15 protein-coding genes are annotated in these 14096 nt (G+C 71.3%); 8 read left to right on the top strand and 7 right to left on the bottom strand.

The features are described from left to right. The first annotated feature begins 32 nt into the window (after positions 1-32). The 5 genes from ACZ61C_RS43745 to ACZ61C_RS43725 all read left to right on the top strand — a co-directional run bounded on the left by ACZ61C_RS43745 (position 33) and on the right by ACZ61C_RS43725 (position 4795). Positions 33-1070 carry an amidohydrolase family protein gene (locus tag ACZ61C_RS43745; protein ID WP_465313865.1) on the top strand — a complete coding sequence of 346 codons (1038 nt, stop codon included), beginning with the start codon at positions 33-35 and terminating at the stop codon, positions 1068-1070. Then, positions 1067-1777 carry an iron-sulfur cluster assembly protein gene (locus ACZ61C_RS43740; RefSeq protein ID WP_465313864.1) on the top strand — a complete coding sequence of 237 codons (711 nt, stop codon included), beginning with the start codon at positions 1067-1069 and terminating at the stop codon, positions 1775-1777. The genes ACZ61C_RS43745 and ACZ61C_RS43740 overlap by 4 nt, the downstream gene beginning before the upstream one ends. After that, positions 1774-2799: an NAD(P)-dependent alcohol dehydrogenase gene (locus ACZ61C_RS43735; RefSeq protein WP_465313863.1), complete on the top strand. Its 1026-nt coding sequence runs from the start codon at positions 1774-1776 to the stop codon at positions 2797-2799. Before ACZ61C_RS43740 ends, ACZ61C_RS43735 begins: the two co-directional genes overlap by 4 nt. A gap of 10 nt (positions 2800-2809) precedes the next feature. After that, positions 2810-4501: a chaperonin GroEL gene (groL, locus tag ACZ61C_RS43730; protein ID WP_465313862.1), complete on the top strand. Its 1692-nt coding sequence runs from the start codon at positions 2810-2812 to the stop codon at positions 4499-4501. A gap of 66 nt (positions 4502-4567) precedes the next feature. Next, positions 4568-4795 (top strand): hypothetical protein, encoded by a 228-nt coding sequence (locus tag ACZ61C_RS43725; protein WP_465313861.1) that lies wholly within the window; start codon positions 4568-4570, stop codon positions 4793-4795. 3 nt (positions 4796-4798) lie between these two features. Here ACZ61C_RS43725 and ACZ61C_RS43720 read toward each other — a convergent pair whose 3' ends face one another. The 3 genes from ACZ61C_RS43720 to rox form a co-directional block, all read right to left on the bottom strand. Further along, positions 4799-5398 (bottom strand): hypothetical protein, encoded by a 600-nt coding sequence (locus ACZ61C_RS43720; RefSeq protein WP_465313860.1) that lies wholly within the window; start codon positions 5396-5398, stop codon positions 4799-4801. An 82-nt stretch (positions 5399-5480) separates the two neighbouring features. Continuing rightward, on the bottom strand, positions 5481-7640 hold the full coding sequence (gene helR, locus ACZ61C_RS43715) for an RNA polymerase recycling motor ATPase HelR (RefSeq protein ID WP_465313963.1): 2160 nt from the start codon (positions 7638-7640) through the stop codon (positions 5481-5483). A gap of 28 nt (positions 7641-7668) precedes the next feature. Next, a complete protein-coding gene (rox, locus tag ACZ61C_RS43710; RefSeq protein ID WP_465313859.1) occupies positions 7669-9114 on the bottom strand; it encodes a rifampin monooxygenase in 1446 nt (481 codons plus the stop codon). A 255-nt stretch (positions 9115-9369) separates the two neighbouring features. Between rox and ACZ61C_RS43705 the strand changes: the two genes are divergently transcribed. Further along, positions 9370-10023, top strand: a complete 654-nt coding sequence (locus tag ACZ61C_RS43705; protein WP_465313858.1) for a GNAT family N-acetyltransferase — start codon at positions 9370-9372, stop codon at positions 10021-10023. Next, a complete protein-coding gene (locus tag ACZ61C_RS43700; RefSeq protein ID WP_465313962.1) occupies positions 9905-10465 on the top strand; it encodes an LmrA/YxaF family transcription factor in 561 nt (186 codons plus the stop codon). The genes ACZ61C_RS43705 and ACZ61C_RS43700 overlap by 119 nt, the downstream gene beginning before the upstream one ends. A gap of 6 nt (positions 10466-10471) precedes the next feature. On the opposite strand, the gene ACZ61C_RS43695 is transcribed toward ACZ61C_RS43700, so the two are convergent. The 4 genes from ACZ61C_RS43695 to ACZ61C_RS43680 are packed head-to-tail and all read right to left on the bottom strand — an operon-like array spanning position 10472 to position 13313. Continuing rightward, positions 10472-11011: an RNA polymerase sigma factor gene (locus tag ACZ61C_RS43695; RefSeq protein WP_465313857.1), complete on the bottom strand. Its 540-nt coding sequence runs from the start codon at positions 11009-11011 to the stop codon at positions 10472-10474. A 38-nt stretch (positions 11012-11049) separates the two neighbouring features. Continuing rightward, a complete protein-coding gene (locus ACZ61C_RS43690; protein WP_465313856.1) occupies positions 11050-11832 on the bottom strand; it encodes an SDR family NAD(P)-dependent oxidoreductase in 783 nt (260 codons plus the stop codon). 18 nt (positions 11833-11850) lie between these two features. Further along, entirely contained in the window at positions 11851-12837 is a 987-nt protein-coding gene (locus ACZ61C_RS43685) for a glutathione S-transferase family protein (RefSeq protein WP_465313855.1), read from the bottom strand. Positions 12838-12845: 8 nt separating this feature from the next. After that, positions 12846-13313, bottom strand: coding sequence for a MarR family winged helix-turn-helix transcriptional regulator (locus ACZ61C_RS43680; protein WP_465313854.1), 468 nt, complete (start codon positions 13311-13313; stop codon positions 12846-12848). Positions 13314-13420: 107 nt separating this feature from the next. Between ACZ61C_RS43680 and ACZ61C_RS43675 the strand changes: the two genes are divergently transcribed. Continuing rightward, positions 13421-13978, top strand: coding sequence for a YceI family protein (locus ACZ61C_RS43675; RefSeq protein WP_465313853.1), 558 nt, complete (start codon positions 13421-13423; stop codon positions 13976-13978). The last annotated feature ends 118 nt before the right edge of the window (positions 13979-14096 follow it).

The raw sequence follows: 14096 nt of genomic DNA, 5'->3' as shown, positions 1-14096 counted from the left end.
GGAAGCACTCGATCCGCTCAGGAGGGTCACCCGTGTACGAAAAAGACGGCGAAAAGTATTTCGTGGTTGACGCCCACACCCATTTCTGGGACGCCAGCCCGGACAACTGGGTGAAGGGGCAGGAGGAATACGCCAAGGGCTGGATCGAGTGCTTCCACGCCTACCAGGGCCTCGGCCCGAAGGAGACGCACTGGCCGATCGACCGGTTCCAGAAGTACTCCGAAGAGCTGATGATGCACGACCTGTTCGAGGTCGGGCACGTCGACACGGCCATCTTCCAGCCGACCAACCTGCGGCAGTGGTACACGAACGGGTTCAACACGACCGAGGCCGACGGGGCGCTGGCCGCGAAGCACCCCGGTAAGTTCCTGGTGAACACCACCTTCGACCCGCGTGAAGGCGACGAGGGCATGAAGGCGTTCGAGGACCGCGTCAAGAAGTACGGCTGCAAGGGTGTCAAGCTCTACACGGCCGAGTGGCGCGGGGACTCCCGCGGCTGGAGCCTCAAGGACCCGGAAGCGGCCAAATACCTCGAGAAGTGCGAGGAGCTGGGCGTCAAGAACGTCCACATCCACAAGGGCCCGACGATCTGGCCGCTGGACAAGGACGCCTTCGACGTGTCCGATGTGGACCACGTGGCGACCAACTTCCAGGGCCTCAACTTCATCGTCGAGCACGTCGGCCTGCCGCGCATCGAAGACTTCTGCTTCATGGCCACCCAGGAGCGGAACGTCTACGCGGGGCTGGCCGTGGTGGTCGGCGGCCTGATGCACGCCCGGCCGAAGTTCTTCGCGAAGGTCATGGGCGAGCTGATGTTCTGGCTCGGCGAGGACAAGCTGATCTTCGGCGCGGACTACGCCATCTGGGAGCCCAAGTGGCAGGTCGAGGGTTTCGTCGACTGGAACATGCCCGGTGACGACGACCTGTCGGACTTCCCGCCGCTGACGGTCGACCAGAAGAAGAAGATCCTCGGCCTGAACGCGGCCCGGCTCTACGACATCGACGTGCCGAAGGAGCTGCAGCTGGCGGCGCCGGAGAACGTCGAGCCCGTCGGCGTGCCGAACTCATGACGGCTCTCGACGAACGGGGTGTCCGGGCCGGCCACGCCGAGGTGTGGTCCGCCCTGGGCACCGTCCGGGACCCCGAACTGGACGAACCCCTCACCGATCTGGGTTTCGTGGCCCGCTGCGAGGTGAGCGCGGCGGGCCACGCCGTCATCCGGCTGCGGCTGCCGACCTACTTCTGCGCACCCAACTTCGCGTTCCTGATGGTCGCGGACGCCTACGACGCCGTCGCCGGCGTGCCGGGCCTGACCGGGCTCGACATCCGGCTCGACGACCACTTCGCCTCCGACGTCATCAACCGCGGGGTCGCGGCGCGGCAGGGGTTCGTCGCGTCGTTCGAGGGTGAGGCCGTCGACGAGCTCGACACGCTGCGCCACGACTTCGTGCGCAAGGCCGTGCTCGCCGGCACCGACCGCGTCTGCCGGACCCTCGGCGGGCGCGACCCGCGGTCGCTGACGCTCGGCGACGTCCCGCCCGGGCCGGACCTCGAGCGGCTGCGCGCCCGGCGCCGTGAGCTGGGCCTGCCCGCCGAGGACGGCGACCCGCTGCTGCTCGACCCCGCGACCGGGGCGGCGGTGGCCCCGGCCGACGCGAAGCGCCACCTGGCCTTCGCCCGGCTGACCCGCACGAGCATGGAGGCCAACTCCGGCGTGTGCCGCGGCATGCTGCGCGCGCGGTACTCGCTGACTTCGGATGAGGAGGGCACGGGATGAAGGCCGTGCGGCTGCAGAAGTACCACCAGCAACCGGTGATCGAAGAGGTGCCGGAGCCGCGCGCGACCGGGCCCTTCGACGTCGTCGTGAAGATCGGCGGCGCCGGCGTGTGCCGCACCGACCTGCACATCATCGAAGAGCAGTGGGCCGAGAAGTCCGGTGTCGCGCTGCCCTACACGATCGGGCACGAGAACGCGGGGTGGGTGCACGAGGTCGGGCCGGCGGTGACCAACGTCGCGGTCGGCGACACCGTCATCCTGCACCCGACGCCGACGTGCGGGCTGTGCCACGCCTGCCGCGCGGGCGACGACATGCACTGTCCGAACGGGAGCTTCCCGGGTATCGACAGCGACGGCGGCATGGCGGAGTACCTGCTGACGTCGGCGCGGGCGTGCATCAAGCTCGACCCGTCGACCCAGCCGGAAGACGTCGCCGCCCTGGCCGACGCGGGCATCACCGCCTACCACGCGGTGCGCAAGGCCGTGCCGCTGCTGTACCCGGGCACCACCTGCGTCGTCAACGGCGCCGGCGGCCTCGGGCACATCGGCATCCAGTCGCTCAAGGCGCTCACCTCGACCCGCGTGATCGTGGTGGACCGCAACGCGGACGCGCTGAAGCTGGCGGCCGAGCTGGGCGCCGACGAGACGGTGCTGGGCGACGGCAAGCAGGTCGACGCCGTGCTCGACCTGACCGGCGGCGACGGCGCCGAGGTCGTGCTCGACTTCGTCGCCGAGCAGGGCGCCCAGCAGGACGCCTTCGCGATGACCCGGCGGGCCGGCTCGCACTTCGTCATCGGCTACGGCAGCAACATCGACATCCCGACGATCGACATCATCTCGACCGAGCGGAACGTCATCGGCAACCTGGTCGGCACCTACAACGACCTCGTGGAGCTGATGGTGCTCGCCCAGGCCGGGAAGGTCACGCTCCACACGAAGAAGTACCCGCTGGACGCGGCTCTCGACGCACTCGCCGACCTCGATGCCGGACGCGTGCGCGGTCGGGCCATCCTCACACCCTAGGAGCAGGAACATGGCGAAGGAACTGCGGTTCGGCTCGGACGCCCGCGACCTGCTGCTGGCGGGCGTCGACAAGCTGGCCGAAGCGGTCAAGTCCACGTTGGGTCCCAAGGGCCGCAACGTGATCATCGAGAAGATCACCGGTTCGCCGGTGGTCACCAACGACGGGGTCACCATCGCCCGCGAGATCCACCTGAAGAACCAGTTCGAGAACATGGGCGCGCAGCTGGTCAAGGAAGCGGCGATCAAGACCAACGACGTCGTCGGCGACGGCACCACCACCGCCACCGTGCTCGCCCAGGCCATCGTCCACGAAGGCATGCGGGCGATCGCGGGCGGCGGCAACCCGGTGCTCGTCAAACGCGGCATCGACCACGCCGTCGGGCTGCTGGTGGCGCACCTGGAGAAGCAGGCGCACCCGGTGGTGTCCGAACAGGACTACGCGCGGGTCGCGGCGATCTCCGCCAACGACGACGACGTGGTCGGCGCCGTCATCGCGAAGGCGTTGCACACCGTCGGCGACGGCGGGGTGGTGACGGTCGAGGAGTCGCCCACGATCGGCATGAGCGTGGACTTCGTCGAGGGCTTCGAGTTCGACAACGGCTACCTCTCGCCGTACCTGGTCACCGACCCGGGCCGGCTGGAGGCGGTGCTCGACGACCCGTACATCCTCATGTGCGCGGAGAAGATCACCCGGGTGCAGCAGCTGATGCCGTTGCTGGACAAGGTGATGCGCGACCCGCGGCCGCTCGTCGTGATCGGCGAGACGGTCGAGGGCACGGCCCTGCAGATGCTGATCCACAACCACGTGAACGGCACCTTCCAGTCGGTGGCCGTGCGCGCGCCCGGGTTCGGCGACCGGCGGCTGCACAAGCTGGAGGACCTCGCGGCCATCGTCGGCGGCGCGGTGCTCTCGCGGCACTCCGGCTTCAGCATGGAGACGATGACGCTGGAGCACCTCGGCCGGGCCAAGCAGGTCCGGGTCACCGAGAACACCACGACCATCGTGGGCGGCGCGGGTTCGGCCGGCGCGGTGGAGTTCCGGGTCGGGCAGCTGCGGGCGGAGCTCGAGCGCGCGCAGTTCGGCGTCGACGAGGACGTGCTGACCGAGCGGATCGGCGCGCTGACCGGCAAGGTCGCGGTGGTGCGCGTCGGGGCGGCGACCCCGGCGGAGCTGAAGGAGCTGCAGCACCGCGTCGAGGACGCCCTGTCGGCGACGCGGGCGGCGATGGCGGAAGGCATCGTGGCGGGCGGGGGAGCGGCCCTGCTCCACGCCGAGAAGGCGCTCGAAGGTCTCGGGCTGGAAGGCGACCAGGCGATCGGGGTCGAGATCGTCCGGCGCGCGCTGGCGGAACCGGCCTACCTCATCGCCCACAACGCGGGCCACCCGGCGCACGAGATCGTCGCGCGCACCCGCGAGCTGGGCAACGACGAGGGCTTCGACGCCCTGCACGACCGCTACGGCGACATGATCGCGCTCGGCGTCGTCGACCCGCTGCGGGTCTGCCGTTCGGCGGTGCAGAACGGGGCTTCCGTGGCCGGGCTGCTGCTGACGACGAACTCCCTGATCGCCGAGGAGGCCACCCCGTGGGGCGGCAGCGCGGCGCTGATGACCGAGTTCGGCCCGCTGGACGAAGGCCTGCACCAGCCCTCGCCCGACGCGAGTACGCCGCAGTCCCTCGGGATGGGCCCCTCCGTCGGCTGAGGACCGCCTGCGGAGTGTGGGGTCTCCCCGCCGGTGTCCTGAGCGCCGGCGGGGGACCTTCACGTCGTGCGGGCCACGCCGTCCGATGCGACGCTGGTGATCATGACGCACTACACGATGGTCCAGGCCCTGGCGACGGTGACCGACCTCGAAGCCAAGGGCTTCCTCGGCACGGTCGGCAAGATCGCCGCGGCGACGGTGATCTTCTTCATCGCGATCGGCCTGGTGGCCGGCTTGCTCCTGGGCTACTTCATCGGCCGGTCGGTGGGCCGGAAGCAGGGCCCGCAAGCCTGAGCCTCAGGTCACCAGGCCGTGGCTCGCCAGCTCGCGGCCGGCCAGTTTCTCGATGACGGCGCGGTCCCGCTCTCGCCAGCCGGTCGCGACTTCGCCGTCCGAAGCCAGCTTGCGCAGCGGCTGGGTCACCAACGCCCGCAGCGCCAGCAGGTCCAGGCCCTCGTCCCCGAGCGCCCGCAACCGGGCCGCCGCCGTTGCGCGGCGGGTGAAGTGCCAGCGCAGCGGCAGCCACGTCGCCAGCAGCGTCAGCACCGGCAGCGCGATGATGACCGCCGCCATCCACCAGGCGAGGTTCTCCACCGCCTCGATCTGCCAGCGGCCCGAGTCGACGAGCTTGGTGCCGACGTCGGAGCCGCCGTGGAGCGCTTTGGCGAGGGCGTCGCCGACGAGCGGGAGGCCGCCGGCCGAGTTCGCCGCCGAGTCGAACGTGCCGCGCAGCCCCGTTCCGGCGTCAACGAGCCCGTCGCCCGGGGCGCGCAGCTTCATGACCTCGGCGTACACCGTGGTCCCGAGCCACACCGCGACCACCACGACCAGCAGGGCGAGCAGGTCGGCCAGGAGCTGGGCGGTGCGGCGGATCGGCCGTTCGGCGTAGAGCTGCATCGGGACGCCTTTCGCGGTGGGGGAGCGCGGGCGTCGGCAACGTACCCGCGCTCCCCGCCGGCGAACCGTGGGCCGGCCGTGGCTAGCTCCGGACCACCTCCGCGAGCCCGGCCAGCGCCGGGGGCAACGCGCCTTCGTGCAGCACGCCGAGCCGCTGGGTCGCCCGGGTGAGCGCCACGTACAGGTCGGCGGCGCCGGCGGCGAGGATCGTCGCCGGCTCCACCACCAGGACCGCGTCGAACTCCAGGCCCTTCGTCTCCGACGCGGGCACCGTGCCCGGCACCCCCGGCGGCCCGATCACGACGCTCGTGCCTTCCTTCCCGGCCTCCTCGCGGACGAACTCCTCGATCGCCGCCGCCCGCTCGTCCGCGGTCACCCGCCGGGACCACGGCGGGACGCCGCACGCCCGGACCGACTCCGGCGGCTCGACCTCCGGCGCGAAGTCCGCGAGCACCGAAGCGGCGACCGCCATGATCTCGGCCGGCGTGCGGTAGTTGACCGTCAGCGAGCGGTAGGCCCAGCGGCCCGGCACGTACGGCGCCAGCATGGCGTCCCACGACCGCGCCCCGGCCGCCGAGCGGCGCTGGGCGAGGTCGCCCACCACCGTGAACGACCGGCCCGGGCAGCGCCGCATCAGCACCCGCCAGTCCATTTCGGACAGTTCCTGGGCCTCGTCGACGACGACGTGCCGGTAGGTCCAGTCCCGGTCCGCCGACGCGCGTTCGACGAGGCTGCGCGTGTCGTGCTCGACGAACCGGTCGGCCAGGTCCTCGGCGTAGAGGAGGTTCTCGGCCGAGAGCAGCACGTCCTCGTCCATCTCCTCCCGGTCGAGCTTCATCGTCTGGAAGACGCCTTCGGCGTACTCGGCCTCGGCTTTCCGTTCCTGCGCGGCAGCGGCGTCCGCGGCCTTCTCGGCCGTCTTGTCGTGGCCCAGCAGGTCGGTCAGCTCGTCGAGCAGGGGCACGTCCGACACCGTCCAGGCGTCGCCGCGGGCGCGGTACAACGCCGAGTCCGCTGGGGCGGAGGAGTAGAACGAGGACAGCAGGCCCTCCGGTGTCAGGACCGGCCAGAGCTCGTCGAGCGCCGCCGCGAACTTCCGGTCTTCGGCGAGCTCGTCGAGCAGGCCCGCGCGGAACTGCTCCCACTCCTCCTTGTCGTCCCGGCTGAGCCAGCCGCGGCCGATCCGGCCGATCGCCCGTTCGGTGAGCACGTAGGTGATGATCTCGGTGAACGTCGCGCGGGCTTCGTTGTGCGCCAGCCCGCTGTCACGCGCCTCCTGCCGGGCCCACTCGGCGGTCTCGGCGTCGATCCGCACCGTGACGTCCTTCAGCTGGATCGGGATCGGCTCCGCCGGCAGCCGCTGCCGGTCGGCGACCGCCGCCTTCAGCACGTCGAGAATCTTCAGCGAACCCTTGAGCCGCGCGGCTTCCGGGGTGTCCTCGGCGGTGACGTGCAGGCCGGGGACGAGGCCGCCCGCGGTCGTGAACACCACGTCCGTCTCGCCCAGCGACGGCAGGACGCGGCCGATGTGGTCCAGGAACGCCGGGTTGGGTCCGACGACCAGCGCGCCGTGGCGTTCCATCCGTTCCCGCTGCGTGTAGAGCAGGTAGGCGACGCGGTGCAGGGCGACGACCGTCTTCCCGGTGCCCGGTCCGCCTTCGATCACGAGCACACCCGGGTGGTCGAGCCGGATGATCTCGTCCTGCTCGGCCTGGATCGTCGCGACGATGTCGCGCATGCCCTCGCCGCGCGGCGCGTTGACCGCGGCCAGCAGCGCCGCGTCCCCCTGCGCCTGCGCGTCCGGGCGGCCGAGGTCCTCGTCGGTGAACCCGAGCAGCCGCCGGCCGCGCGTGTGGAACTGCCGGCGCCGCCGCATGTCCTCCGGGTTCGCGCCGGTGGCGGTGTAGAACGGGCGCGCCGCGGGCGCCCGCCAGTCGAGCAGCACCGGCCGGTACTCGTCCTCCTCGTCGAAGAGGCCGATCCGCCCGATGTGGGAGACCTCGCCCGAGACGGCGTCCAGCCGCCCGAAGCACAGCCCGTTGTCCACGACGTCCAGCCGCTTCACCTGACGGCCGAGCGCGCGCACGCCGACGTCGCGTTCCATGGCGCCCGCGCCGTCGCCCCGCAACGCCGCCTCGTACTCGCCCTTCACCCGCGCGCGCTCGGCGTCGAGCCGCGCGTAGAGCCCCGCCACGTAGCCGCGTTCGGCCCGCAGCTCTTCTTCGTACCCCTGAGACAAGATTCCCTCTTCTTGTTCGGACAACAGCGTTTCAGGCAGTGGGCGCGCCGAACCACTTCCGCAGCGCACCGGACAGGTCCGCGCCGTCTTCCCCGGCCCAGACGACGTGCCCGTCCGGGCGCAGCAGCACCGCGGGCACGTCCAGGTCCTCGCCGACGGCGGTGACGTCGATGACGTCGACGACGCGGTCGACCCGGTCTTCCCAGCCGGCCGGCGAAAGCGAGCCGGTCTGGTCGAGCAGCAGGCCGCGTCCCGCGTGCAGCAGCCCGTAGAGGTGGCCCCGCTTCAGTTCGACGTCCCGCAGCCGGCGGCCCAGCAGCGGGTGGCCCTCGCCGAAGTCGTAGCGGATGCCGATCCCGATGATCTTCTCGGTGAGGTGCCGGTTGACCTCGTCGAAGTCCATCAGCTCCGCGAGCAGCCGGCGCGCGGCCTGCGGGCCCGGCTCGAGCTGCATCAGCTCCATCTGGGCGCGGGTGTTGTTGAGGACGTCCTCGCCGACCGGGTGCCGCTCGGCCTCGTAGCTGTCCAGCAGCCCGGCCGGCGCCCAGCCGTTCACCTCGGCCGCGAGCTTCCAGCCCAGGTTGAAGGCGTCCTGGACCCCGAGGTTGAGTCCCTGACCGCCGGTCGGCGGGTGGACGTGGGCGGCGTCGCCGGCCAGCAGCACCCGGCCCACCCGATAGTGCTCGGCCTGCCGGGTGGCGTCGCCGAAGCGGGACAGCCAGCGCGGCGAGTGCACGCCGTAGTCCGTGCCGGCGGTCTTCCGCAGCTGCTCCTTGAGCTCGGCCAGCGTCGGCGGGGTCCGGCGGTCTTCGGCGACCCCTTCGGCGGGGACGCCCACGCGGTAGGTGCCGCCCTCCACGGGCATGAAGCCGAAGCGCTTCTGGGTCTTGCGGACCTCGATGTTCGCGGTGTCGATCTCCTCCCGCGACACCGTCACCTCGACCTCGGCCAGCAGCGTCTCGATCCGGCTGGGCTCACCGGGGAAGCCGACGCCGAGCAGCTTGCGCACGGTGCTGCGCCCGCCGTCGCAGCCGACGAGCCACCGCGTCCGCAGCCGTTCGCCGTCGGCCAGCTCGACCGTGACGCCGTCGTCGTCCTGCTCCAGCCCGGTCACCTCGCGGCCCCGCCGGACCTCGGCGCCGGCCTCGACCGCGTGCTCGGCCAGGAGCCGGTCGATCACGGGCTGGTGGATCCCGAGCGTGTAGCCGTGCGCGGTGTCCAGCCGCTCCGGCGAGGGCTTCGGAATTCCCGCGAAGAAACCCCCGACCGGGTATTTTGTGCCCAGCTCCAGGAACCGCTCCAGCAGCCCCCGCTGGTCCATCACTTCGATGCTCCGCGCGTGCAGGCCGAGCGAGCGGACGACCTTGGTCGGCTCCGCGTCGCGCTCCAGCACGAGCACGTCGACGCCGTGCAGCCGCAGTTCGGCCGCCAGCATCATGCCGGTCGGCCCGCCTCCGGCGATGATCACGTCAGACAAGAGACCCCCTGGGAAATTCCCGCGTTTGTGCAGGTTGTGGCTTCGGTCGAGAATTGTGGGGGACAACCGGGGTCTTGCCGCAAGCCCGGGGGTGCGCTATATGTTAGTTACGGAAGGGAGTGGTCTTTCCTCTCTCCGCTTCGGGAGCGTCTTCCCAGGTCCAGCCTTCAGGCACGATCGCAGACTTTTCGCGCGCCGTCACACTATGACGGCGGTCATAGTGTGTTCCCGGCCGCATCGTGCTGTGATGGGACTATGACAGCCGTCATAGAAATCCGGGAGCTGGGCGACCGCCCGGCGGACCGGAAGTGCGTGGCCGCGCTGGTCGCGGCCTGTTCGCCGGACAGCCTCCGGCGGCGCTTCATCATGGGCGGCCCGGCCGAACCGGGTGACGTCTTCCGGTGCCACCAGCGGTTCCTGCTCGCCGGCTCACCGGCGCTGCTGGCCACCCGCGGCGGGGTTCCGGTGGGCCTGCTGAACTTCGTCGCGGAGACCCCGGGCGAAGCGGAGATCGGACTCTTGGTCGCCGACGCGTGGCAACGGCAGGGGATCGGCAGCGCGCTGAGCCGCTGGTTGTGGGCGTCCGGGCGGTTCCCGGGCTGGGTCGTGCGGGGCACCGTGCAGGCGGGCAACACCGGGGCCGAGGCGCTACTGCTGCGCCAAGGCTTCCTTCCGGTCCCCGCTTTCGAACGCGGAGAGCGTGACTTCGCCCTGGTCGTCCCCGGCTGGGCTACCATGACGGACGTCATGAAGGAGGCAGCCGATGACGAGGACACCGCGCGAGCGGATGGTGCTCAGCGCCGCGCAGCTGGTGCGGATCCACGGTGTCGGGGCGACCGGCATGCGGGACGTCGTGGCCCACGCCGAAGCCCCGCGGGGGTCGCTGCAGCACTACTTCCCGGGCGGTAAGGACCAGCTGATCGCCGAGGCGGTCACCTGGGCCGGCGACTACGCGGCCCGGCGCGTCGCGCGCGTCACCGCGAAGCTCGAGGACCCGACCCCCGGCAAGCTCTTCGCGGCGATGGCCGCCCAGTGGCGTGAGGAGTTCACGGCGCAGGGCTTCGACGCCGGCTGCCCGCTCGTCGCGACGGTCGCCGACACCGTGGCGACCAGCGACCGCCTGCGAGAGGCGGTCGGCAAGGCCTTCGACGGCTGGCAGCGTCCGCTGGCGGCCGCGCTCGAGGACATGGGCGTCCCGCCGGCCCGCAGCACCTCGCTGGCGGTGCTGATGCTCAGCACCCTCGAGGGCGCGATCGTCCTGGCCCGGGCGCACCAGGACGTCGCCCCGCTCGACACGGTGGTGGCGGAGCTGCGCCCGTTGCTCGACGGCGCTGTGTCCACTGTGGACTAGACGTGCCTACGTCGGCACGGGGAGGCTTGAGGCGCTGTCCGCACGGGACGGCGTCGCGTCTCGCGAGTCCGATGCCGCCAGCTGGCTCGTGACGAGCACGCAGATCGACACCACGAAGGCCGCGCCGGCCAACGCGGCGTGTCGCACGCGCGGGACCACCGCCGGCCGGGTTTCCAGCTGGTCCAGCCCCCGGCGGAGCAGCGCCTCGACCCGGCCCGGCGCACGGCCGAGGGTCTCCGCGATCTCGGCCGTGCCGAGGTCCAGCCCGTAGCGCAGCACGAGGACCTCGCGCTGCGGCCGGGGCAGCGCGTCCAGGTCCGTGACTGTCGCGCGAGCCCGCTGTCTCCGCGACAGGCGCACCACGGGCGCGCGAAGGCGGCAGGCCGCGCGGTCGCCCAGCGGGGCGCGGAGCCGGAGGAAGGCCTCCTGCGCCACGTCTTCCGGAGCATCGGCGCCGAGCAGGTGGGCGAGCCGGGTCAGCTCGCCGAAGTGCACCACGAACAGTTCCCGGAAGCGCACGTCGTGGTCTGGGACGGGAGCGGTCACGGGCTCTCCACGCGCGGGCGGGCCCGCCAGTTTAGTCCTCAGGTGTGCGTGCCGCCGTCGATCCGGATCTCCGTGCCCGTGATGAACTTGCCGTCGTCCGAGGCCAGCATCGCCACGACCCCCGCCACCGTCTCCGGGCCCGCCACCGGGTTGCCTACCTCGGTGGTGTGGTCGGCCGGGATGATCGGCAGCAGCCGGCCGAACAGGGAGAAGTCGGCGTCCCGGGGCAGCCAGCTCGCCGCCGAGTCCGTGATGCCGCTCTTCACGCTGCCCGGCGCGATGCTGACCGCGCGCAGGCCCTGCTTGCTGTACTCCAGGGCCAGCGAGTGCGTGAACGCCTGGATGCCGCCCTTGCTCGCGCAGTACGCCGCCATGTACGGGTGGGCGAACGACGCCGACGTCGAGCTGAAGTTGACCACGACGCCGTGCGCCGAGGTGAGCAGCGCCGGCAGGGCCGCGCGCGTCACCAGGAACGTGCCGGTCAGGTTCACCGCCAGCACCCGGTTCCACAGCTCCAGCGACGTCTCGTGCGTGTGCGACGCCAGGAGGATGCCCGCCGCGTTGACCAGCACGTCGAGCCCGCCCAGGGCCTCGGTCGCCGAGGTCACTCCCGAGGCCACCGACGCCTCGTCGGCCACGTCCATCACGAACGTCGTCAGGCCGGGCCGGTCGGCGGCCTGCCGGGTGCCCAGCAGGCCGTCCTCGGAGACGTCGGTGCCGATGACGCGGGCGCCCTCGGCCAGCAGGCGCAGGGTCGTGGCCCGGCCGATGCCGGAGCCGGCTCCGGTGACCAGGATGCGGCGGTCGCGCAGGCGTTCCATGGCGGTCACCGTAGCCAGTCAGGCCAGGGAGGGCACCTGCTCCGCTGCGGGCGGCGGGCCCGGCGGGGTGCCGTCGCCGAACGGGCGGCCGCCGAGCTGCTCGCGGTCGTGCGGGGTCAGCCAGCCGGACACGTCCGGTCCGAGCGGGACGATCCCGCTCGGGTTCACGTTCTTGTGCACCACGTAGTAGTGCTCCTTGGTCTGCGCGAAGTCGATCGTGTCGCCGAACCCGGGGGTCTGGAACAGGTCGCGCGTGTAGGCCCACAGCACCGGCAGCTCGGTGAGCTTCCGGCGGTTGCACTTGAAGTGGCCGTGGTAGACCGCGTCGAACCGGACGAGGGTGGTGAACAGCCGGACGTCGGCCTCGGTGATCGTGTCGCCGACCAGGTAGCGCTGGTCCGCGAGCCGCTCCGAAAGCCAGTCCAGGCGTGAGAACAGCTTGCGGTACGAGTGCTCGTAGGCCTCCTGCGACCGGGCGAACCCGCACTGGTACACGGCGTTGTTGACGTCGGTGAAGACCTTCTGCGCGACGTCGTCGATCTCGTCGCGCAGCTTCTCCGGGTACAGCTCCGGCGCGCCGTCGCGGTGGTACGCGGTCCACTCGGTGGACATGTCCAGTGTCATCTGGGCGAAGTCGTTGGTGACGACCCGGCCGCTCGGGACGTCGACGAACGCCGGCACGGTGATGCCGCGCGGGTACTCGGGGTCGCGCTTGAAGAACGCCTCCTGCAGCCGCTCGATGCCGAGCACCGGGTCCTTGCCGCCGGGGTCGAGGTCGAAGCTCCAGCTCCGCTCGTCGTGCACCGGCCCGGCGATGCCCATCGACAGCACCGGCTCGAGGCCCAGCAGCCGCCGGACGATCACCGCGCGGTTCGCCCACGGGCACGCCCGCGCGACGACCAGCCGGTAGCGGCCGGCTTCGACCGGCCAGCCGTCGCGGCCGTCGGCGGTGATGCGGTCCGGGAGGTAGTTCAGGTCGCGCTTGTACTCGCCCTGGTCGGTCATCGGCGTCCTCAGCAGTCGTCGGTCGGGGGAGTGGCCTCCATGGCCGCGGCCAGCCGGGCCAGCACCGGCCCGGCGGTGCGGATGTCCCCGGCGCTCAGGTGGTCGAACACCGAAGCCCGCACACGGGCGAGGTGGCCCGGGTAGGCCGCCTCCAGTTTGGCGAGTCCGGCGGCGGTCAGCACGGCGTTGGACGCGCGGCCGTCTTCGGCGCACCGGCGCTTCTCGACGAGCCCACGCCGGGTGAGGTCGTCGACCACCCGGCTGATCCGGCTCAGCGACAACGCGGTCGTCGCCGCCAGCGCCGAGATGCGGAGCAGGTGGCCGGGTGCCTCGGACAGTGCGACGAGCACGCCGTAGTCGCTGGTCGTCAGCCCGGTCTCGGGGAGGAACTGGTCGTCGAGGGCGCGCGGCAGCACCGTCGTGATGCGGATCAGCGACCGCCAGAAGGCGGCTTCCTCCTCGTCCAGATCACCCATACCGGCAGTCTAGTCAAAGCTTGCTTGCGCAACCAGTCATTCTGAGTACAGTGTTGTTGAGCCCTCAATCACCGGGGGGACGCCAGCACGAGGAGAGAAGACCAGCGATGACCACCGCGACCACGTACCCCCAGCTCACCGGCGAGTACACCCTGGACGCCGCCCACTCGCGGATCGGGTTCGTCGCCCGGCACGCGATGGTGACCAAGGTGCGCGGCAGCTTCAACGACTTCACCGGCACCGCGACGATCGACGGTGACGCCCCGGAGAAGTCCTCCGCCCAGGTGACCATCCAGGCGCACAGCATCGACACCCGCAACGCCGACCGCGACGGGCACCTGAAGAGCAACGACTTCCTGTCGATGGACGAGTACCCCACGATCACCTTCGCCACCACCGAGATCAAGCAGACCGGCGAGACCAGCTTCGAGGTCACCGGCGACCTGACCCTCAAGGACGTCACCCGTTCGGTGACGATCCCCTTCGAGTTCGAGGGCTCGGCCAAGGACCCGTTCGGCAACGACCGGATCGGCTTCGAGGGCTCGACCACGATCAGCCGCAAGGACTACGGCATCACCTGGAACGCCGCCCTCGAGACCGGCGGCGTCCTGGTCAGCGACAAGGTCACCCTCGAGTTCGAGATCTCCGCGATCAAGAACGCCTGACCCCGGGAGCGGGGGGGGGGGGGGGGGGGGGGGGGGGAGGGGGGGGTGGGGGGCGGGTGGGATGGGTGGAGAGCACTACAGCTAGGGCGGGTGGCTACTGCGGGGAACGGCCCAACCC

The sequence above is a fragment of the Amycolatopsis sp. NPDC104587 genome (genome assembly GCF_055583645.1).
This window is presented reverse-complemented; position numbering and strand designations above follow the sequence as displayed.